24 protein-coding genes and 1 pseudogene are annotated in these 20349 nt (G+C 68.5%); 18 read left to right on the forward strand and 7 right to left on the reverse strand.

The genetic code is table 11. The annotated features are described in order from the left end of the window. Window positions 1–113: 113 nt before the first annotated feature. Window positions 114–538: pseudogene (locus A5732_RS08245) on the forward strand (metallopeptidase family protein); the annotation flags it as partial. Beyond that, window positions 539–730 carry a hypothetical protein gene (locus A5732_RS08250; protein ID WP_076101923.1) on the forward strand — a complete coding sequence of 64 codons (192 nt, stop codon included), beginning with the start codon at window positions 539–541 and terminating at the stop codon, window positions 728–730. 8 nt (window positions 731–738) lie between these two features. Here A5732_RS08250 and A5732_RS08255 read toward each other — a convergent pair whose 3' ends face one another. Beyond that, on the reverse strand, window positions 739–1425 hold the full coding sequence (locus A5732_RS08255) for a histidine phosphatase family protein (protein WP_076055629.1): 687 nt from the start codon (window positions 1423–1425) through the stop codon (window positions 739–741). Then, window positions 1422–2363, reverse strand: coding sequence for a prephenate dehydratase (pheA, locus tag A5732_RS08260; protein ID WP_076101924.1), 942 nt, complete (start codon window positions 2361–2363; stop codon window positions 1422–1424). Before pheA ends, A5732_RS08255 begins: the two co-directional genes overlap by 4 nt. 90 nt (window positions 2364–2453) lie before the next feature. Here pheA and A5732_RS08265 point away from each other — a divergent pair, with 90 nt between their 5' ends. Continuing rightward, window positions 2454–3248, forward strand: a complete 795-nt coding sequence (locus A5732_RS08265; protein ID WP_076101934.1) for a DUF2470 domain-containing protein — start codon at window positions 2454–2456, stop codon at window positions 3246–3248. A 54-nt stretch (window positions 3249–3302) separates the two neighbouring features. Beyond that, window positions 3303–4499, forward strand: a complete 1197-nt coding sequence (locus A5732_RS08270; protein WP_076101925.1) for an LCP family protein — start codon at window positions 3303–3305, stop codon at window positions 4497–4499. Window positions 4500–4507: 8 nt separating this feature from the next. Here A5732_RS08270 and A5732_RS08275 read toward each other — a convergent pair whose 3' ends face one another. Both A5732_RS08275 and A5732_RS08280 read right to left on the reverse strand, forming a co-directional pair. Next, window positions 4508–5332, reverse strand: a complete 825-nt coding sequence (locus A5732_RS08275; RefSeq protein WP_076055622.1) for a glycerophosphodiester phosphodiesterase — start codon at window positions 5330–5332, stop codon at window positions 4508–4510. 4 nt (window positions 5333–5336) lie between these two features. After that, window positions 5337–6371: a DUF4328 domain-containing protein gene (locus tag A5732_RS08280; protein WP_076101926.1), complete on the reverse strand. Its 1035-nt coding sequence runs from the start codon at window positions 6369–6371 to the stop codon at window positions 5337–5339. A 458-nt stretch (window positions 6372–6829) separates the two neighbouring features. Between A5732_RS08280 and A5732_RS27300 the strand changes: the two genes are divergently transcribed. From A5732_RS27300 to rraA, 10 genes are all read left to right on the forward strand, one after another. Further along, window positions 6830–6985, forward strand: coding sequence for a hypothetical protein (locus tag A5732_RS27300; protein WP_165821908.1), 156 nt, complete (start codon window positions 6830–6832; stop codon window positions 6983–6985). A gap of 148 nt (window positions 6986–7133) precedes the next feature. Beyond that, complete coding sequence (locus A5732_RS08285) at window positions 7134–7757, forward strand: superoxide dismutase (RefSeq protein ID WP_008262954.1); 624 nt, start codon at window positions 7134–7136, stop codon at window positions 7755–7757. A 195-nt stretch (window positions 7758–7952) separates the two neighbouring features. Next, window positions 7953–8486 (forward strand): hypothetical protein, encoded by a 534-nt coding sequence (locus A5732_RS08290; protein ID WP_064951842.1) that lies wholly within the window; start codon window positions 7953–7955, stop codon window positions 8484–8486. Window positions 8487–8740: 254 nt separating this feature from the next. Then, a complete protein-coding gene (locus A5732_RS08295) occupies window positions 8741–9442 on the forward strand; it encodes a TMEM165/GDT1 family protein (protein ID WP_076101927.1) in 702 nt (233 codons plus the stop codon). A 415-nt stretch (window positions 9443–9857) separates the two neighbouring features. Continuing rightward, complete coding sequence (locus A5732_RS08300; RefSeq protein ID WP_007771864.1) at window positions 9858–10256, forward strand: hypothetical protein; 399 nt, start codon at window positions 9858–9860, stop codon at window positions 10254–10256. 131 nt (window positions 10257–10387) lie between these two features. Beyond that, complete coding sequence (locus tag A5732_RS08305; protein WP_076101928.1) at window positions 10388–11044, forward strand: DUF6474 family protein; 657 nt, start codon at window positions 10388–10390, stop codon at window positions 11042–11044. A 28-nt stretch (window positions 11045–11072) separates the two neighbouring features. Next, the gene (locus A5732_RS08310; RefSeq protein ID WP_076101929.1) at window positions 11073–11741 is read left to right on the forward strand and encodes a YcnI family copper-binding membrane protein; all 669 of its coding nucleotides are present in this window, start codon (window positions 11073–11075) and stop codon (window positions 11739–11741) included. After that, a complete protein-coding gene (locus A5732_RS08315; RefSeq protein ID WP_076101930.1) occupies window positions 11738–12238 on the forward strand; it encodes a copper resistance CopC family protein in 501 nt (166 codons plus the stop codon). The genes A5732_RS08310 and A5732_RS08315 overlap by 4 nt, the downstream gene beginning before the upstream one ends. A gap of 112 nt (window positions 12239–12350) precedes the next feature. Beyond that, window positions 12351–12803 carry an Rv3852 family protein gene (locus A5732_RS08320; RefSeq protein ID WP_076101931.1) on the forward strand — a complete coding sequence of 151 codons (453 nt, stop codon included), beginning with the start codon at window positions 12351–12353 and terminating at the stop codon, window positions 12801–12803. Between the two features lie 25 nt (window positions 12804–12828). Next, on the forward strand, window positions 12829–13314 hold the full coding sequence (gene rraA / locus A5732_RS08325; protein WP_076055611.1) for a ribonuclease E activity regulator RraA: 486 nt from the start codon (window positions 12829–12831) through the stop codon (window positions 13312–13314). A 4-nt stretch (window positions 13315–13318) separates the two neighbouring features. Here the strand turns inward: rraA and A5732_RS08330 are convergent, their stop codons facing one another. Further along, on the reverse strand, window positions 13319–14788 hold the full coding sequence (locus A5732_RS08330; protein WP_076055610.1) for a flavin-containing monooxygenase: 1470 nt from the start codon (window positions 14786–14788) through the stop codon (window positions 13319–13321). A gap of 77 nt (window positions 14789–14865) precedes the next feature. Here A5732_RS08330 and A5732_RS08335 point away from each other — a divergent pair, with 77 nt between their 5' ends. The 3 genes from A5732_RS08335 (at window position 14866) to A5732_RS08345 (ending at window position 17648) form a co-directional block, all read left to right on the forward strand. Then, the gene (locus tag A5732_RS08335) at window positions 14866–15504 is read left to right on the forward strand and encodes a TetR/AcrR family transcriptional regulator (protein ID WP_064951834.1); all 639 of its coding nucleotides are present in this window, start codon (window positions 14866–14868) and stop codon (window positions 15502–15504) included. A gap of 30 nt (window positions 15505–15534) precedes the next feature. Then, window positions 15535–16740, forward strand: a complete 1206-nt coding sequence (dinB, locus tag A5732_RS08340) for a DNA polymerase IV (RefSeq protein ID WP_076101932.1) — start codon at window positions 15535–15537, stop codon at window positions 16738–16740. 152 nt (window positions 16741–16892) lie between these two features. Continuing rightward, entirely contained in the window at window positions 16893–17648 is a 756-nt protein-coding gene (locus A5732_RS08345) for a YoaK family protein (protein ID WP_249266836.1), read from the forward strand. A 10-nt stretch (window positions 17649–17658) separates the two neighbouring features. Here the strand turns inward: A5732_RS08345 and A5732_RS08350 are convergent, their stop codons facing one another. Together A5732_RS08350 and A5732_RS08355 are read right to left on the reverse strand one after the other, a co-directional pair. Then, window positions 17659–18666: a PHP domain-containing protein gene (locus A5732_RS08350; RefSeq protein WP_076101933.1), complete on the reverse strand. Its 1008-nt coding sequence runs from the start codon at window positions 18664–18666 to the stop codon at window positions 17659–17661. Window positions 18667–18688: 22 nt separating this feature from the next. Then, the gene (locus A5732_RS08355) at window positions 18689–19123 is read right to left on the reverse strand and encodes a hypothetical protein (protein WP_065055045.1); all 435 of its coding nucleotides are present in this window, start codon (window positions 19121–19123) and stop codon (window positions 18689–18691) included. Between the two features lie 50 nt (window positions 19124–19173). Here A5732_RS08355 and A5732_RS08360 point away from each other — a divergent pair, with 50 nt between their 5' ends. After that, window positions 19174–20025, forward strand: a complete 852-nt coding sequence (locus tag A5732_RS08360; RefSeq protein ID WP_064951830.1) for an LLM class F420-dependent oxidoreductase — start codon at window positions 19174–19176, stop codon at window positions 20023–20025. The last annotated feature ends 324 nt before the right edge of the window (window positions 20026–20349 follow it).

The following is a 20349-nucleotide window of genomic DNA, read 5'->3' on the forward strand; positions in this document are numbered from 1 at the left end:
CAAAAAGGCGCCCGCCCAGCAGTATAATAAGCCGGCGGATAACGGCGCCCCGCCCGCGAACCCGGCCCCGGAGGCGCCGCCGCCCGCCGAGCCCCCGCCGGGAGGCTAGACGGGTGTCCGTGCGGATGGATCCGCAGCGCTTCGACGAACTGGTCTCCGACGCCCTCGACCTGATCCCGCCCGAGCTGGCGGCCGCCATGGACAACGTCGTCGTGCTGGTCGAAAGCCGCCATCCCGAGGACACCGAACTGCTCGGGCTGTACGAGGGGGTGGCGCTGACCGAACGCGACTCCGACTACTTCGGCTCGTTGCCTGATGCCATCACCATCTACCGCGAGGCGCTGCTGGACGTGTGCGAATCCGAGGACGAGGTCGTCGAGGAGGTGGCCATCACGGTGATCCACGAAATCGCTCACCACTTCGGCATCGACGACGACCGGCTGCACGAGCTGGGCTGGGCCTGAGGACCTCGGACGTCGGCCGGATTTCCGGGCGCGGCATCCCGGATTTGTCCGCGCCGGGTGCTATGAACTCACCTATGAGCATTGACTGCCGCGACTGCCGGGCAGGCTTAGATCACTGTCACGGCACCATCATTCGCCACGCACTGCACCGCTCGGAATGCACGGAGCCGGACTGCTTCACTCCTGAGTTGTTGCCGCACGCCTTCGTCATCGACTGCGACGCCGTCGGTTGCACATGCACCGCGGTGATCGCGCTGGCCGTCTGACCGAGAGGTCAGCCCATCGGGTCGGTGCTTGACCGCACCGCGTCGGCGACCGGGGTCGCCTCTTCCTCCGGGTAGAACGGCGGCGTCAAGGTTCCCCAGCGCACGCAGCTCCACCGCCCGTCGGTGATCGGCGTCAAAGCGACCGATTCGGTGTTGTTCAGGTGGTTGTCCAGCGCGAAGTCGGCTTCCACGCCGGCCAGCACGGCGGCGGCCAGCCGGATCGCCGCGCCGTGGCTGACGAGAACGATGTCGCCGTGGAAGTCGTGGTCGTCGAGATAGCGCAGGCGCAGGTCGGTGAGCACCGGGAGGTACCGGTCCAGCACGTCGTTGCCGGTTTCGCCACCGGGGAGCGCGACGTCGAGTTCGCCGCGGTGCCAACGCTCGTAAATCGCATTGAACTCGGCGACCGCGTCGTCGTCGTTGCGGTTTTCCAGCCGTCCGACCTGGACCTCGTGGACGCCCGGCACCTCGATGGGCGGCACCTCGACCTGGCCCCCGATCACGGCGGCGGTCTGCAAGGCCCGGGTGGCCACCGAGTGCGCGAGCATCGCCGGCCGTCCCGACCCGCGGGCGAACGCGCGGGCCTGGTCACGGCCCAACGGGGTCAGCTCCGCCCCGGGCGGGCGCGTGTCGAGCCGGCGTTCGACATTTCCGAATGACTGGCCGTGTCGCACCAGGATCAACCGACCGCTCACCCGTGCGACCCCCGCTCGTCGGGGTTTCCGTCCCGCAGCTGCGCCAGCCAGCGCGCGTCGTCGTCGGCCGACGGCGGCAACGCGCCGGCGGGTGAGCCGGTGGGCCAGGATCCCAGGTATCGCACATCAGCACAACGACGGTGCAGCGCTTTGAGTGCCTCGGCGACGGCATCGTCGTCGATGTGGCCGACGCAGTCGGCGAAAAACCGGTAGGTGCCGAGTCCTGTTCGGGTCGGCCGGGATTCGATCCGCGTCAGGTCGATGCCACGGACGCCGAATTCGGCGAGCGCGGCCAGCAGCGCGCCGGGCTCGTTGTCGATGCGCAGCACCACCGAGGTGCGGTCGGCCCCGGTGCGGGCCGGCGGTGGCCCCGGCCGGCCGACCAGAAGGAAGCGGGTGCGGGCATTGGATTCGTCGACGACACCCTCGGCCAGGGTGTCCAGCCCCCAGCGGGTGGCGGCCAGCGGCGACGTCACCGCGGCGTCGGCGTGCCCCTCGGCCACCTGTTGGGCGGCGTCGGCGTTGGAGTACGCGGGCCGCAGCTTGGCGTTGGGCAGATTGGCGGCCACCCACTGTCGCACTTGGGCCGCCGCCACGCCGAAGGCCGCCAGCGTCCGCACGTCCGCCGCGCTGCGGCCCGGTTTGACGACGATGCTGAACGCGACGTCCAGCGTGGTTTCGGCAAACACCTGCAGGGGTGATCCGATGGCCAGGCTGTCCAGGGTCGGCGTCACCGAACCGTCGATCGAATTCTCGATCGGGACGCAGGCGTAGTCGGCGCCGCCATCGCGCACGGCGTCCAGGGCCGCGGAGGTGCTTTCGACGGGCGAGGGTTCGACTCCTCCGCCTTGCCCGGGTACCAGGCCGGCGGCGGTGATCTGCCGCAGCGCCGCCTCGGTGAACGTCCCCTCCGGACCGAGGTAAGCGATGCGGGCCACGTCCCAACCCTAGCGGCGTGCAGGCCAGAAAACCCCTTGCGACGCCTCCGTGGGTGAGTTAACTTAGGCTTACCTAATCGAAGGATGAGCATGGTGTTACCGCTGAGCTGCCCCGCCCCGACCACCGCCGAACGGATTCGCAGCACCTGTGTCCGCGCCAGTGGCGCGCTGCTGGCCATCGAGCATGACGACCCCGTCGCCACCCCGGTGCATCACCTGATGGACGACGGATCCGTCGCGCTGGCGGTCCCCGTCGAAAGGGCAGGCGAGCCCGAGCGCCCCATCTCGGGGGCCCCGGCGCTGCTGGAGCTGACCGACTACGCGCCACTTCCGCTGCGCGAACCGGTCCGTTCGCTGGTCTGGGTCCGCGGGCACCTCCAGGAGGTGCACCCGAGCGAGATCCTCGACACCCTCGATCTGATCGCCGCCGAGTGCCCGAATCCGGCGCTGCTGGGCGTCGACACCCCGCGGAGTGCGCCCCCCGACGGCGAAGAACCGCGCTACACGCTGCTGCGGCTCGAGATCGCCTCGGTGGTCGTCACCGACGCCACCGGCGCGGAGCCGGTCAGCGTGGGCGATCTGCTGGACGCCCGGCCCGACCCGTTCTGCGCGCTCGAGTCGAGCCTGCTCTGGCACCTGGACACCGCCCACAGCGATGTCCTGGCGCGACTGGTGTCCAGGCTTCCGGCTCCCCTGCGGCGCGGCCACGTCCGACCGCTGGGCCTGGACCGCTACGGCGTCCGGTTCCGCGTCGAGGGCGACGACCGTGATCACGACGTCCGGCTGCCCTTCCACAAACCGGTCGACGACATGACCGGCCTGAGCCAGGCCATCCGGGTGCTGATGGGCTGCCCGTTCATCAACGGGCTTCGCGCGCGGGGCTAGCCCTACGACGCGCCGCAGCGGCGCGGCGGGGGCCCGGGCACGTACGTTAACCGGGTGAACGGCGACCGCTCACCGCAACGCCGGCGGCCTCCCGGTGGGAGCCCGCCCGCCCAGCCGCGTCCCGAGCCGCCGCAGGTGATCCGCCGCCCGGCCGGCCCGCCCGTGTCGCCGACCGCGCAGACCCAGCCGCTGCACCAACCGCCGCCACGACCCGCCGCCACTGCGCCGGCGTCGCGAGTTCCACCGCCCCGGCCGCAGGCGCCGCGCGCGCCCCGGAGGCGACGGGGGGTCCGCTGGGTCCGCACGGTGGTGTCGGTCCTGCTGGTTGTCCTCCTGCTGACCGGCGCGGGCGTCATCGCGGGGGCGGCCTGGTTCGACAACAAATTGCAGCGCGAGCCGGTGCTCGCCGACTACGCCGACCGCCCCGCGGCCGGCCGGGGCACCAACTGGCTGATCGTCGGGTCGGACAGCCGCCAGGGCCTCAGCGCCGAGCAGCAGCAGGATCTGGCCACCGGCGGCGACATCGGTAACGGACGTACCGACACGATCCTGCTGGTTCACGTGCCGGGGGTCGGCGCCGGAGTGCCGACGACCATGGTGTCGATACCGCGCGACTCCTACGTGCCGATCCCGGGTCACGGCAAGGACAAAATCAACTCCGCGTTCGCGATGGGCGGCGCGCAATTGCTGGCCCGGACGATGGAGCAGGCCACCGGGCTGCGCCTCGACCATTACGCCGAGATCGGGTTCGGCGGGTTCGCCGCGCTGGTCGACGCGCTCGGCGGGGTGACCGTGTGCCCCAAGACGGCGTTCAGCGATCCGTTGGCCGGCATCGACCTTCCGGCGGGCTGCCAGACCCTCACCGGCCGCAACGCGCTCGGCTACGTCCGGTCGCGCGACACCCCGCGGGCGGATCTGGACCGGATGGTCAATCAACGGCAGTTCGTGGCGGCGTTGCTGCATCGGGCCGCCAGTCCCGCGGTGTGGCTCAATCCGTGGCGCTGGTTTTCGGTGCCGCGCGCGGCGGCCGACGCCCTGACCGTCGACCGGGGTGACCGCGTCTGGGATCTGGCCCGGCTCGGCTGGGCACTACACGGGTCGACCAGCACCATGACCGTCCCGATCGGCCAGTTCAGCAGCGGTGACGCCGGGTCGGTGGTGGTGTGGAATCACGACGAGGCCGCGCGGTTGTTCGAGTCGTTGGCGTCCGACGGGCCGTCACCCCCGTCCACATCGGACGAACAGCAATAGCGGTCGGGCTAACCGCTGCCCTCGCCGGCGCGGTTGCCCTGCAGCCACGCCTTGGTGCGGCCCGGATGGTGCGTGGCGAGCCAGGCCACCCCGACGTCGCGGCAGAAATCGATGTCTTCGTAGTCGTCGACGTTCCAGCAGTAGACCGCCCTGCCCTGGGCGATGGCGCGGTCGGCCAGTTGAGGACATTCCTTCAGCGTGGTGAGCGAGGGCCCGACGGCCGTGGCGCCAATGGCGGTGGGCGCGCCGCTGGTCAGATAGCGCGCGGTCTTGCCGAGCAGCACCGTCGGCAGCAGCGGCGCGGCTCGCCGGATCCGCCAGACCGCGGACGCCGAGAACGACATCACCACCGCGCGGGACCGGTCCGCCGAGGCGGGTGCGGCGATGCCGAACCGATGCAGCGATGCGAGCAGCTTGGTTTCCACCAGCGAGCCGTACCGGACGGGGTGCTTGGTTTCGATGAACAGCTTCACCGGCCGATGCCAATCCAGCACCAGCGACACCAGCGCGTCCAGCGTCAGCAAACTGGTGTCGCCGTGCGCGCCGTCTTCTCGCCAGCTGTCGTGCCATGCCCCGAACTCGAGCTCGCGCAGTTCGGCGAGCGTCATCGTGCTGACCAAGCCGGCGCCGGTCGAGGTCCGGTCGAGCCGGCGGTCGTGCACGCACACCAGATGCCCGTCGCGGGTCAAGCGCACATCGCATTCCACACCGTCGGCGCCTTCTCTCAGCGCAAGGTCGTAGGCGGCAAGCGTGTGCTCAGGCCGCGCGGCCGACGCGCCGCGATGGGCGACGACATAGGGATGCCCGGCGAGCACCTCGTCGGCCCACGTCATACCCCTATGCTGCCGGGTCCTGCCCCTTCAACTCAACTGGGGCGGCCGACGCCGGGACGGCGGGCCCGTCGTCGGGAACCGCGACCCAGCGATGCGCGGGCCGGGCGACGGGTTTGCGCTGGAATCCCTCGAAGACTCGGGTGGCGGCGGCCAGCGTGGCGGCCGCGAACAGATACGCGACGACCATCAGGACGGTGTTGTTGGCGATGCCCTGGGCGTCGGTGGCGAAGCTGGTCGCGATGGCCGCGATGGACACGGCGTAGCTGCACACCCACGCGCCCCACCACTGAAGGATGCTGCCCCGCTGCCGGGCATAGTGCTCTTCGAGCAGCGCCAGCTCGATCACGTACACCGGGGCCCACAGCAGGTTGGCCAGCGGCACCACGCAGCCGGCGCACAGCGCCCGCGTGGAGCGCTGCTCGGGCAGGCCATGATGGGCGAACACGGCGGCGCGGCGGGCGATCATCCAGCGGATCAGCATGACGCCGGAAGCGATCACCGCGGCGCCCGCGCCCACGCTGGCGAGGACGCCGAGCCAGTCGGCTCCGAGGGCCACCCACGTGTTCAGCAAGCTGTTCCGGTTGACCACCAGCAGCAGGTACCGCACCACGTACACCAGGGCGGCGATGCTGAGCACCAGCACGCTGACGAAGGACGTGGTGCGAACGAGCTGCGCCGGCGGTCCCGGATGTGCGGGTGCTTCCGCCGCGGCGCGCGCCCGCTCGACGCGGTCGGCCAAACCCCACCGCGGTATGACGGCGTAGCGCGGCGTCGGCCCGAGGGGACGGCGGCCGCGTCGCGCCGGCGGCGCGGCGCCGGGCCGCACCGCTATCCAGCGGTAGCCGGGCGGCAGTCGCGGCGGGGTGCGCTGCCACCCCGTCGTCGCCGAGCGGGGAACCTGCGTCGGGGCACCGGGCGCACCCCATCGCGGGGCGTCCGGCGCGGGCGCCATCAGGGCCCCGCGGCATCGGGGACACCATTCTCGTTGTCGGTCACGCACGTTCCAGCGCGTGCCGCACTGGGAGCACACCTGGATCACGGGACCAGACTAACGCCGTCCTGACGCGGGTCGAGGGACACCGCACGGGGGCCTCGATCGGCGACCGTTCGAGCCGGCTCGGCAACCGACGGAGGCGGCAAAGACTATCCACAGTTTCCACAGGTTTATCCACATACACCCAGCGGGTATAGAACGCATCACTACAGCCTCTGGCGGCTGACCGTGGTGTAACTGTGGATAACACCCCGGAATTGCACGCATGCCATCGACAGCCCCAAACCGGTCGTTGAGCGAAATGGACTGCCTCACCAAACCCCCTCAACGGGCCGACGATCCATGCCCCGCCGGCATCGGCCGTCCAAGCCCTGCCGTGTCGCCGACTCCCAGTTCAGCGCCTTATTTCTCAAGCTCGCCACAAAGCGTTATGATCGCGTTCGCGAAAAGTGTTTGTGACTCACCTCACTAACGCGAGGTGACCGGGGGGTGAAAGGCGATTGATGGCCACGCAGTCGTTCGGTCCGGGTTCACCGGGCCCGTCGAAGTCGTATTGCGGCTCGCCGGCGTGGAATCACAGCTACAGCATCGCCGCGCTGCGCGCCGGGTTGATCGCCCTGGCGTTGCTCGCGGTGCTCGCGGTCATCGTCTTGTCTTGAAACGCCGCTGAGCGGGTATTCGCGTTCCGGCTCACACGGGTCGTTCTTGCGGAGCGCGCGGTCATGGAGCAGGGTTGATAACGGCTGGCCGCCGTGAGGCGACCCGGCGCGACTGAGCGTCAAGACGATAATCGAAGAAAGGAATGCCGTGGCTGAATACACCCTGCCCGACTTGGACTGGGACTATGCAGCGTTGGAACCGCACATCTCGGGGCAGATCAACGAGATCCACCACAGTAAGCACCACGCCACGTACGTCAAAGGCGTGAACGACGCTCTGTCCAAGCTCGAAGAGGCCCGCGCCAACGAGGACCACGCTGCGATCTTCCTCAACGAAAAGAACCTCGCCTTCCACCTGGGCGGCCACGTCAACCACTCGATCTGGTGGAAGAACCTGTCGCCGGACGGCGGCGACAAACCGACCGGCGAATTGGCCGCGGCGATCGATGACGCATTCGGATCCTTCGACCGATTCCGCGCGCAATTCAGCGCGGCCGCCAACGGGCTGCAGGGCTCGGGCTGGGCGGTCCTGGGCTACGACACCCTCGGCAGCCGACTGCTGACCTTCCAGCTCTACGACCAGCAGGCCAACGTTCCACTCGGCATCATCCCCTTGCTGCAGGTCGACATGTGGGAGCACGCCTTCTACCTGCAGTACAAGAACGTCAAGGCGGATTACGTCAAGGCGTTCTGGAACGTCGTCAACTGGGCGGACGTGCAGAAGCGGTACGCGGCAGCGACCTCGAAAACCCAGGGCCTGATTTTCGGCTGACTTTCATTTCGATCGGCAGGGGCGTCGCGCGGTTGCGCGGCGCCCCCGTCGTTTGTCCGACCCTTCATCGACGCGTGGCACCGATTGCGCCACCGACCGTGTCGATGTTGCACGGCGCCTAAACCGCGCGCATGCTTAGTTATTCGGACTTACCAGTGTGGTTATTCCAACCGGAGGCGTCGCGCGGAGGTCGAAATGGAAACAGGGTCGGATCGGCCTATCGGGGTTTCCCCGTTCCATTCTCGCGGTGCCTTGAAAGGATTCGTGATCTCCGGGCGCTGGCCCGATTCGACCAAAGAATGGGCCCAGCTGCTCATGGTCGCGGTCAGGGTCGCATCCTTGCCCGGATTGCTCTCCACCACAACGGTCTTCGGAGCCCGCGAGGAATTGCCGGACGAGCCCGAGCCGGGCACGGTGGGACTGGTGCTGGCCGAGGGCACGGTTTTCGGTGAATCGGCCATTCAGCCGGGCTATTTCGCAGAGCATCAGCCGCCGGCATTACTCATGTTGCACCCTCCCTCGGAAACCACCCCGTCACTGCCGGAATGCAACGGGGCGGCATCGGGCTGCGTATTGCTGCCCGGATTGCCCTATCTCGGACTCGAGCACCGGGCGGCGTGGGTGGAAGCGGAAGCCGACGGCACCATTACCTCGATGGTGAGCCGAGTCGGTGTCGACCCGATCAGCCACCCCGATACGGCAATACTGGCAATGCTGCTCGCCGCATAAACGAAATGCCCGAACGCAGTTCGGGTCTCGAATCCCAGAAGTACGGCTGGCCGAACTCCGTTGCCGCGCTGGCGGACACCGAACGGGCCCATTAATCTGGGACCCGTTAGCGAAGGGGAGTAGCCCCCAATCGTCGGGTCGACATACTGGCGCCCAGCCCGGCCGACGAACCGGTTCATCCCGGTGGGCGAGACCTTCGACCGGAGTTCGACGACTTCCGCGGTCGTCGACGACGCGTCGAAAGGTCACCCGGCATGCTCGCCGCCACCCTATTGACTCTGGGAGTGGTGTTCGTCGCCGAACTCGGCGACCGATCCCAGCTGATCACCATGACCTACGCCCTGCGCTACCGGTGGTGGGTGGTGCTGAGCGGGGTGGCGCTCGCCGCGTTCACGGTCCACGGGGTTTCGGTGACAATCGGTCACTTCCTGGGCGCCGCCCTGCCGGCCCGGCCGCTGGCCTTTGCATCGGCCCTCGCCTTCCTCGCGTTCGCGGTGTGGGCCTGGCGGGAGGGCGCAACCACCGACGAGGCGGTGTCGCAGCTGCGCGAACCGCGATTCGCCTTTCTGACGGTGGTGTCGTCGTTCGCGCTCGCCGAGATGAGCGACAAGACCGCCCTGGCGACGGTGACGTTGGCCAGCCACCACGACTGGGTCGGGGTGTGGATCGGCTCGACGCTGGGCATGGTGCTGGCCGACGGTTTGGCGATCGCCGCGGGACGGCTTCTGCATCGGCGCCTTCCGGAGAAACTGCTGCACGTCGCGGCCAGCCTGCTGTTCGGAACGTTTGGGCTGTGGATGCTGTTCGACAGCGCCTTGGGCTGGCGTTGGGTGGCCGTCGCCGCGACCGTCGCCGTGGCGATGACCGTTGCCGCAATCGCGGTCGCGCAGACGCGGCGGCGCCGCAGGACCGTCACGGCAAATCGGCGCCGGACCACCGCAAACCGGCTAAGTTAACGACGCCTCGACCGCCGGTGTCCGGGACCCGTCTGCCGGCCAGCGCGGCAGGCCACGGGGCGGCTTTCGCGCTCGGCAGCAAAGGGTGCGCTAAATCGCCCGGGCTCCCCGGCCCGTTGCGGTGCGATTTCCCAGCGCAGCCCGGCATATTATCGCGCCCGTCAGCAGGGCATCCGCCCGCCACTTCGGAACGGACGTCCAATTCTGCGGATAACCTGTGAGTTTCATTGATTTAGTGGACACCCCAGCGAATCAGTTAGACGCTCGTCGAGTGGGGAGGTGGCAGGCGTCAGCTATGCCGGTCGGGAATCCCCTGGGGTTTGCACCTGGTTACGGTCATCAAGCCTCGCTACCATGATCAGCAAATACACCTAGGTAATAGTTCACTTCTACAGCCAAGTGGAGGTCATAACAAATGAGCACGACGTTCGCTGCTCGCCTGAACCGCCTGTTCGACACGGTGTATCCCCCCGGACGCGGGCCGCACACCTCCGCGGAAGTGATCGCGGCGCTCAAGGCGGAGGGCATAACGATGTCGGCTCCCTACCTCTCCCAGCTGCGTTCCGGCAATCGCACCAACCCGTCGACGGCGACCATGGCCGCTCTGGCCAACTTCTTCCGGATCAAGTCGGCCTACTTCACCGACGACGAGTACTACGAGAAGCTCGACAAGGAATTGTCGTGGCTGGCCACGACGCGCGACGACAATGTGCGCCGTATCGCGGTGCGCACGGCCGAGCTGTCCCCCGAGGCGCAGCGTGAGGTCATGGAGCGGGTCAACGAGTTGCGTCGGGCCGAGCACCTAGACGCCTGACGTCGGCGCCGACACCGGCCGCCCGGCCTGCCCTGGAGGGCTGCCGCCCGCCCATCCCGATTAGGGTTGGCTCAGCGGATCGCGCAACCGCGAGAGCGATAGTCCACGAGATGACCGGGAGGCGGCCGGCAATGGGCCTGTTTCGCAAGCGAAAGAGCCGCGCGACGCGTCGCGCCGAAGCCTCGGCGATCAAGGCCCGCGCGAAGCTCGAAGCCAAGCTGGCCGCGAAAAACGAGGTTCGCCGCGCCAAATCCGCACAGCGGGCGGAGAACAAGGCGCTGCGCGCGCAGATCAAGGCCCAGCGCGACAGCGACCGCAACGCACTGAAAGTCGCCGAGGCCGAACTCAAAGCCGCGCGGGAGGGCAAGATCTTCTCACCGACACGAATCCGGCGGGTACTGACCGTGTCTCGGCTGCTCGCGCCGATCCTCACCCCGCTCATCTACCGGGCGGCCGTCGCGGCCCGCGCGCTGATCGACCAGCGTCGCGCCGATCAGCTCGGCATTCCGCTGGCCCAGATCGGCCAGTTCTCCGGTCATGGGGCCCAGCTGTCGGCCCGCATCGCCGGGGCGGAGAAGTCGCTGCGGATGGTGCAGGACAAGAAGCCCAAGGACGCCGAGACCAAGCAGTTCGTGTCCGCCATCGCCGAACGGCTCACCGATCTGTCGGCGGCCATCACCGCCGCGGAGAACATGCCGGCCGCGCGGCGCCGCGCCGCCCACGCCGCGATCTCGTCGCAGCTCGACGGGATCGAGGCGGACCTGATGGCCCGCCTCGGCCTGAGCTGATCACCCGCACGGAAGGCAACGCCCCCGCATGGCAATCCCCAGCAGGTGGATCTCGCGCACCCTGATCGCACTCGCCGCGACCGTCGCCCTCTATCTCGGATCGGCGGCCCAGCCCCCCGCCGCCTGGGCGCACGTGCACGCCAGCAGCGACAACGCGGTGCGCGGGGCCATGGCGATCGTCACGTTCCAGGTGCCCAACGAATCGAACACCGGGGCGCTCACCACCGCGCTGACCGTCACGCTTCCCAACGTCGCATCGGCGCGCACCGAAAGCCAGCCCGGCTGGACGGCCAAGCTCGACCGGGACGCCGCGTCGGGCACCGTGCGGTCGGTGACGTGGACGGCCAACCTCACCGGCGGGATCGGGCCAGATCAATTCGGGCTGTTCCGGCTGTCGGTGAAGCTGCCCGACACCGATACCGTCAGCTTTCCCGCGACGCAGACCTACGCCGACGGAACCGTCGTGAAGTGGGACCAGCCACCGCTGCCCGACGGGGGCGAGCCGGAGCACCCGGTGCCCACGCTCACCCTCGCCACCGGCCCCTCGGGCCCGCACCAACACCACGGGTCGCCCGGGTCCCCGCCCGCCGCCGCGCGGTCGAACGCGGCCGACAACGCCGCCCGGCTGCTGGGCGGCGCGGCCCTGGTGGTCGCCGCCGCCGGCGTCGCGATTGCACTGATCCGCCGACGGACATGAGGCGCCTGGCGATCGGCGCCTGCGTGGGCCTCATGTTCGCGATCGCCACGCTGACCGCGCCGGCAGCGGCCGCGCACGCCACCCGTGTTTCCACCGATCCCGCGGCCGATGCGGTACTGGCGGCCGGCCCACAGCGGGTGAGCGCCACCTTCAACGAGCAGTTGCAAACCACGTTCGCGGCCATGACGGTGGTCGGGCCCGACGGCAACGTGTGGTCCACCGGACAGCCCACGGTGCAGGGCGCGGTGGTCGGCATCACCCTGCGTGCGCTCGGGCCCGCCGGGACGTACACGGTGAACTACCGGGTGACATCGGCCGACGGCCACGTGGTGTCCGGATCCTGGTCATTTCGGCTCACGGTGCCCGGCACCGGCACGCCTGGTCCGCCCGCGGCCCGCCCGGACGGCGGCGGCGCGCTCCCGGTCTGGCCATTCGTGGCGGTCGCGGTGGCCCTCGTGATCGGCGGCGCGTGGTGGGCGGCGCGGCGCAGGCGGTGAGGCCGGGGGCCGGCGACCGGTGCCGGAGGCGCCGCAACGCGTCCTGGCATGATGGGACCTTGAACCCACTGAGCTAGGGGAAAGACGACAGGGAAGCTCAAGGAGCGGCCGCATGGCAGACCCGCAGGACCCAACGAACAGCGCACCCGACGGCGCCGGCAAACCGCCGGAGAAGAAGCCGCCGGCGAAGGCGGCGAAAAAGACCGCAAAAGCGCCGGCCAAAAAGGCACCTGCGAAAAAGGCGCCCGCCAAAAAGGCGCCGGCCAAGAAGGCACCCGCCAAGAAGATGCCGGCAAAGAACGCCGAACCCGCGCCCCCGAAACCACCCGAGCAGCCGGCCGCGCAACCGCTCGACGTGCAGCAGCGGGCCGAAAGTAACGGCGACCTGACCGCAGCCGCCAAAGATGCTGCCGCACAGGCGAAGTCCACCGTGGAGGCCGCCAACAACCCGGTCGCTCCCGCGGTCCCGGGTGCGGCGGTGGGCCAATCTCCGGTGCCGCTGATCGTTGCCTTGGCCGTCAGCCTGCTGGCGATCCTGCTCATCCGCCAGCTGCGTCGCCGCTGAGCGGCCAGCGTCTAACGTGTCAGAAGTGACGGTGTCTTTCCGGCCGACGGCCGACCTCGTAGACAGCATCGGTCCCGACGTACGCAGCTGCGACGTGCAATTCCGCCAGTTGGGCGGGAGGGCCGAGTTTGCCGGCCCGATCAGCACCGTGCGGTGTTTTCAGGACAACGCGCTGCTGAAATCGGTGCTCTCGGAACCGGGCGGCGGCGGGGTCCTGGTCATCGACGGCGACGGCTCTCTGCACACCGCGCTGGTCGGCGACGTCATCGCCGAGCTGGCCCGGTCCAACGGCTGGGCGGGGCTCATCGTCAACGGCGCGGTGCGCGACTCGGCCACGTTGCGCGGCATGGACATCGGGGTCAAGGCGTTGGGCACCAATCCCCGCAAGAGCACCAAGACCGGTGAGGGCGAGCGTGACGTCGAGGTCACCCTGGGCGGGGTGACGTTCGTGCCGGGTGAGATCGCCTACAGCGACGACGACGGGATCGTCGTCGTCGCCACGACCTGGTGATCCGCTAAACCGCTACCGGGGCAGGCTTTTTCGCGAACTTCAAGCCTTCGTCGTCGACCTTGCCGCGCCGGATCGTGCGCATGTCAACGAAGTAGTTCTGCTTGAGCCGCCACGGCGCACGCGAGCCCGACTTGGGTAGCAGGTGCATCGAGCGCCGGAAGTAACCGGGGGTGAAGTCCATGAAGGGCAGCTCGTCGACGTCGTTGCCGGGGTGTTGCGGCTCGACAAAGTCAAACCCGTTGGCGTCCATGTAGTTCAGCAACCGGCACACGAACTCCGAGACCAGGTCGGCCTTCAGCGTCCAGGATGCGTTGGTGTAGCCGAAGGTGATGGCGAAGTTCGGCACGTCGGAGAACATCAAGCCCTTGTAGGTCATCAGCGAGGTCAGGTCGATGTCCTCACCGTTGCGGGTCGGCTTCACGCCGCCCAGCAGCTGCATGTTCAAACCCGTTGCGGTGATGATGATGTCGGCGGCCAGTTCCTCACCCGAGGAGAGCTTGATGCCGGTCTTGGTGAACCGGTCGATGGTGTCGGTGACGACGTCGGCCTTGCCGTGCCGGATGGTCCGGAAGAAGTCGCCGTCGGGGGCCAGGCACAACCGCTCGTCCCAGACGTTGTAGCGCGGGCCGAAGTGCTTTTCGACGTCGTAGCCCTCGGGCAGGCGCCGCTGCGCCATCGTCATCAACGTCTTGCGCATGTAGCCCGGGGCCTTGCGGGACAGCTGGTACTGGAAGGTGCTGAACGCGATCGCTTTCCAGCGGTTGGCCATGTGCGCCAGGCGCTCGGGCAGCAGTCGGTTGGCCTTCTCGGCGAAGGGATCGACACCCGGCAGCGAGCCGATGTAGGTCGGCGAACGCTGCAGCATCGTCACGTGGCCCGCGCCCGAGTTCACCAGCGCTGGGATCAGGGTGATCGCGGTGGCACCGGACCCGATGACGACGATCCGCTTGCCCGCGTAGTCGAGGTCCTCGGGCCAGTGCTGCGGATGGACGATCGTTCCGCCGAAGTCGTCGGAGCCCGGGAAGGTCGGCGAGAACCCCTCGTCGTAGTTGTAGTAGCCGGTGCAGGCGAACAGGAACGAACACGTGATCTCGCTCTGCTGCCCGTTGCTCTCGACCGTCACGGTCCAGCGGTTGTCGGCGTCCGACCAGTCGGCGGCCACCACCCGGTGCCGGTAGCGGATCTTCGGCTCGATCTTGTTCTCGACCGCCGTCTCTTTGATGTAGGCCTTGATCGAGGCCCCGTCGGCGATCGACTTCGCCGAACGCCAGGGCTTGAACCGGAAGCCCAGGGTGAACATGTCCGAGTCCGACCGGATGCCCGGGTACTTGAACAGGTCCCAGGTCCCGCCCAGGTCGGCGCGGCGTTCGAGGATGGCGTAGCTCTTTGTCGGGCAGCGTTCCTGCAGGTGCCAGGCCGCGCTCACGCCGGAGATACCGGCGCCCACGATGAGGACGTCAAGGTGCTCAGTCATGAAGGCAACGCTATCAACAGCCTGTTGAAGCAGTCAACACCGTGTCGAAACTTTCGACAGCGTGTAAAGTAGCGGCCGTGACTACCGTCGGCTCCGCCCGCACCCACCGGGGCAGGCGTTCGGCGCGCCCGTCCGGCGACGACCGCGAACTGGCCATTTTGTCCACCGCCGAGCAGCTGCTGCGGGAACGCCCGCTCGCCGACATCTCCGTTGACGACCTGGCCAAGGGCGCCGGCCTGTCCCGGCCGACGTTCTACTTCTATTTCCCGTCCAAGGACGCGGTGCTGCTCACCCTCTTCGAACGCGTGATCATGGAGGCCGACTCCGCGCTGGAGACCATGGTCGCCAACCCACCCGCCGACCTGAAAGCGTTGTGGCGCATCGGAATCAACGTGTTCGTCGAGACCTTCGGGGCGCATCGCGCGGTGTCACTGGCCGCCGACGCCGCGCGCAGCAACAAGGATGTCGACGACCTGTGGTCGCGCTTCATGCAGAAATGGGTCGACCACATCACCACCGTGATCGAAGCCGAGCGCGCCCGGGGCGCCGCGCCGGTGACGCTGCCGGCCCACAACCTGTCCGCGGCGCTGAACCTGCTCAACGAAAAGGTCATGCTCAGCGCGTTCGCCGAGGGGCGACCGTCGGTGCCCAGCGAGCAGCTGCTCGACACGTTGGTGCACATCTGGGTCAGCAGCGTTTACGGCGACGCCTGCTGACAGCCGCTTGTCGGCGTTCTATGCGAACATATGTTCGTGCGGTGCGATGCGTCCATCCTGCACGCGGACCTCGACTCCTTCTACGCGTCCGTCGAACAGCGCGACGACCCGACCTTGCGTGGCCGTCCGGTGATCGTGGGCGGCGGTGTGGTGCTGGCCGCCAGCTACGAGGCCAAGGCCTTCGGCGTGCGCACCGCCATGGGCGGGTCCCAAGCCCGGCGGCTGTGCCCGCAGGCCGTCGTGGTGCCCCCGCGGATGAGCGCCTACTCGCGCGCCAGTGACGCCGTCTTCGAGGTGTTCCGGGATTGCTCCCCGATTGTTGAGGCGCTGTCGGTGGATGAGGCCTTCCTCGATGTCGGCGGGCTGCGCCGGGTCAGCGGCACGCCGGTCGCGATCGCCGAGCGGCTGCGGACGGACGTGCGCGACCACGTCGGGCTTCCGATCACCGTCGGGGTCGCCCGCACGAAGTTCCTCGCCAAGGTCGCCAGCCAGGAGGCCAAGCCGGACGGGCTGCTGCTGGTGCCGCCCGATCAGGAGCTGACCTTCCTGCGGCCGCTGCCGGTGCGCCGGCTCTGGGGTGTGGGCGCGGTGACCGCCGAGAAGCTGCGCGCGCACGGCATCGTGACCGTCGCCGACGTCGCCGAGCTCAGCGAATCCGCGCTGGGCTCCATGGTGGGCGGTGCGATGGGCCGCCAGCTGTACGCGTTGTCGCGCAATATCGACCGCCGACGGGTGACCACCGGCGTGCGCCGCCGGTCCGTCGGCGCGCAGCGGGCGCTGGGCCGCGCCGGAAACACCATGTCGCCCGACGAGGTCGACGCCGTGGTGGTCAACCTGATCGACCGCATCACCGGTCGCATGCGCGCCGCCAAGCGCACCGGTCGCACGGTGGTGCTGCGGCTGCGCTTCGCCGACTTCACCCGCGCGACCCGGTCGCACACGTTGCCGTGGGCCACGTCATCCACCGCACCCCTGCTGGCCGCCGCGCGCCGGCTGGTCGCGGACGCGGCGCCGCTCATCGCGCAGCGTGGCCTGACGTTGGTCGGATTCGCGGTGTCGGGCATCGACCGCAGTGGCTCCCAGCAGCTGGCGCTGCCCTTCGATGACGACAACAACCGGCTCGCCATCGACGCGGCGATCGACCGCGTGCGGGATCGGTACGGCAAGTCCGCCCTGACGCCCGCGGTTTTGATCGGCCGCGATCCGGGTATAGAGACCCCGCACCTTCCCGACTGACATGTCGTCGGTGGATTCGCTAATTACTCTCTGCTACAAGCCTTTTCGCTTGTTTTGAGATTGATTTGAATCGGCCTCGCGACGCCGCTTGCGCTACGGCCCGATTGTTAGGCTGGCGAAAACCCGACCTCGAAAGTGAGCAACTGAATCCGATGCCGCCGCACCAATCCCGCGACACCGGCCTGCCCCACGAGGGTCTCCTCCTCGGTTACAGCGCGTTACTCGCCTTGTCCGCGGGCTTCGTCAACGCCGTGGCGCTGCTGATTTTGGCGGTGCCCGTCGGCAATCTGACCGCGATCACCACCCAGCTGGGCATGAACACGGCCAACCCGTGGCTGTACGAAGGCCATGTGCTCGGCGCAATCTTTCTGGGCTTCCTGATGGGAGCGACCGTCGCCGGGGCGATCCTGGCGCCCACCGATGCCCTTGCGGGCCCACGCCACGCCGCGGTGCTCTTCCTCGAGGCAGGCTTGCTCGTGCTTGCCGCAGCCGGGGGTGCGGCGACCGTCGTCAGGGCACAGATCGACGCCCTGGGCATCGAGCAGACCGCGGTGCAGGCGCTGTTCGCCGCCGCGGCGCTCGGCCTGCAAAACGGGATGACATCGAGCTTCCGCGGAATGGCGATCCGCACCACGCACTTCACCGGAACCGTCACCGACCTCGGGCTGATCCTCGGTCGCAGCCGGCTACACGGAATCAAGAACTGGAAAACGGCGATACTGGCGACGACGCTCGTGTTATTCCTCGGCGGCGGCGTGGCCGGGATCGTGTTCGGGGCTCAGTTGGGCGGTTACGCGTTGCTCATCCCGGCCGCGACCTGCGCGACCGTCGGCGCCGCCAACCTGCTGCAGGGCGCCGGCCGCAGCGCCGCACCCGTACCCGAGCCCGCCGAACCGGCGCAGGTCTGAGCGGCCCGTCTCAATTGGCGCCGGTCCACTCCAGCAGCCGCTCGGCGGGCCAGGTGTTCACGATCCGGTCGACGGGGACACCCGCGTCCAGCGCGCGCTGCGCGCCATAACCGAGGAAGTCCAGCTGGCCTGGCGCGTGGGCGTCGGTGTCGATGGTGAACACGCACCCGATCTCGAGCGCCAGGTTCAGCAGCCGGGTCGGCGGATCGCGGCGCTCGGGCCGGGAGTTGATCTCCACCGCGGTGCCGTGGTCGCGGCACGCGGTGAACACCGCTTCGGCGTCGAACTTGGATTCCGGCCGGATGCCGCGATTGCCCGACACCAGCCGGCCGGTGCAGTGACCCAGCACATCGGTGTGCGGATTCGCCACCGCGCGCAGCATGCGCCGCGTCATCGACGGGGCGTCCATCGACAGCTTGGAATGCACGCTGGCCACCACCACGTCGAGGCGCTCCAGCAACTCGGGTTCCTGATCAAGGCTGCCGTCGTCGAGGATGTCGACCTCGATCCCGGTCAGGATGCGCATCGGCGCGAACTTCTCCCGCAGGCCGTCAATCACGTCGAGCTGTTTGCGCAACCGCTCCGGCGAGAGGCCGTTGGCGATGGTCAGCCGCGGCGAGTGGTCGGTCAGCGCGCAGTACTCGTGCCCCAACGCCGCCGCGGACGCCATCATCTCCTCGATCGGCGCCGAGCCATCGGACCAATTCGAGTGCAGATGCAGGTCGCCGCGCAGCGCGGAACGGATATCGCCGCCACCGAGATCCTCGGCGGCGGAGCGGAGTTCGACCAGCAGGTCGGGCTCGCGGCCGGACCACGCCTGGTCGATGACCTTGGCCGTCTTGGGACCGATCCCCGGCAGCGACTGCCAACTGTTGGCCTGGCCGTGACGCTCCTTGGTCGCCTCGTCGAGGCCCTCGATGATGTCGGCCGCGTTGCGATAGGCCATCACACGCCTGGGGTCGTGGCGGCTGCGGTCCTTGAAGTAGGCGATCTGCCGTAACGCCGCTACCGGATCCATGACTCCAGTGTGCCCGCCCCGCTCACAAGAGTTGGCCGGCGACGAACCCGGCCAGCAGCACGCTGAACCCGCCAATCTCGCCGGCGATCAGCGCCGCCATCGCCAACGCGAGGCGCCCGTCGGCGTTTTCGAACTGGTTGACGGTGTCGCGTCGCGCCCCGTGGCTGATGTAGGCCAGGATGGCCGCCACGAAAAAGAAGACGACCACGCCCGCGGCCGTCAGGTTCACCCACACCGGCCAGGCGCTCAGTTGCACGAAGACCGCGAGCAGCAGCGTCGCGAATGAATACAGCAGCGCCGCCCGGTGGGCGATGTCGACGTAGGGATGCGCGAGGTGGTTCTCGGACGTCATCATCTCGCGGTACTTCCACACGCCCAGGATCAGCGCGAGCAGGAAGATCAGGCCCGCCGCCAGCAGGGTGATCTTGGTGTCTATTCCGAGGGAGCCACAAGTCATCGCGGCTTGAGTTTAGTTGCCCTTCATAAACACCGGCTAACGTCGGTGGCATGCGATTCGCGTTCAAGACTTCTCCGCAGAACACCACCTGGGCCCAGATGCTGGCTGTCTGGCAAGCGGCCGATGACATCGAGGTCTACGAGTCCGGGTGGACCTTCGACCATTTCTATCCGATCTTCTCCGACAGCAGCGGGCCCTGCCTGGAGGGCTGGACGACGCTGACCGCGCTCGCGCAGGCCACCAAACGGCTGCGGGTGGGCACCCTGGTGACCGGGATCCACTACCGCCATCCCGCGGTGCTGGCCAACATGGCGGCAGCGCTCGACATCATTTCGAACGGGCGGCTCGAACTGGGGATCGGCGCCGGCTGGAACGAGGAGGAGTCCGGCGCCTACGGCATCGAGCTGGGCAGCATCAAGGAACGCTTCGACCGCTTCGAGGAGGCGTGCGAGGTGCTGACCAGCCTGCTCAGCCAGGAGACCACCGACTTCGACGGCAAGTTCTACCAGCTCAAGGGCGCCCGCAACGAGCCCAAAGGTCCGCAGCGGCCGCACCCGCCGATCTGCATCGGCGGCAGCGGGGAGAAGCGCACCCTGCGGATCACCGCCCGCTACGCGCAGCACTGGAATTTCGTGGGCGGTCCGCCCGACGTGTTCGCCCACAAGCGCGACGTGCTGGCCTCGCACTGCGCGGACATCGGCCGCGACCCCAAGGAGATCACGCTCTCGGCCCACCTGCGGCTGGAGCCGGATCTCGATTACGGGAAGGTCATCGCGGACGCCGCCGGGCTGGCCGCCGAAGGCTTGGATCTGGGCATCGTCTACCTGCCGCCGCCGCACGACCCTGCCGTGCTGGAGCCGCTCGCCGAGGCGATCCGCGACTCGGGTCTATGGGAGCGGTGAGGCCGCTTTCGGGGCGCATGCGCGTTGCCCAGGCGAAAATCCCGCCGCGCGCACTCTGAGCAAACCCGCCGCACGCCGGCAATGGCGTCGGCAGGGCGATCACGCACCGAAGAGCAGCAAGTCCTGGGCGGTTACCAGACGCTCGTGCTTGGCGGGAAACTCACGGCTTTTCACCGGGTGACGCAACCATGACCAGGCGATTCGCCCCATCCGTGTTCGAGGTAATGGGTGAATATGCACAAGAATCTCTCCTGCGATCGGTCGTTCAACCGGGATACCGGTGTGACCCCCATGTGAGCGGGCTCACAACGGGTTATTAGACAC

Source organism: Mycobacterium colombiense, from assembly GCF_001953985.1.
Lineage (GTDB): Bacteria > Actinomycetota > Actinomycetes > Mycobacteriales > Mycobacteriaceae > Mycobacterium > Mycobacterium colombiense_B.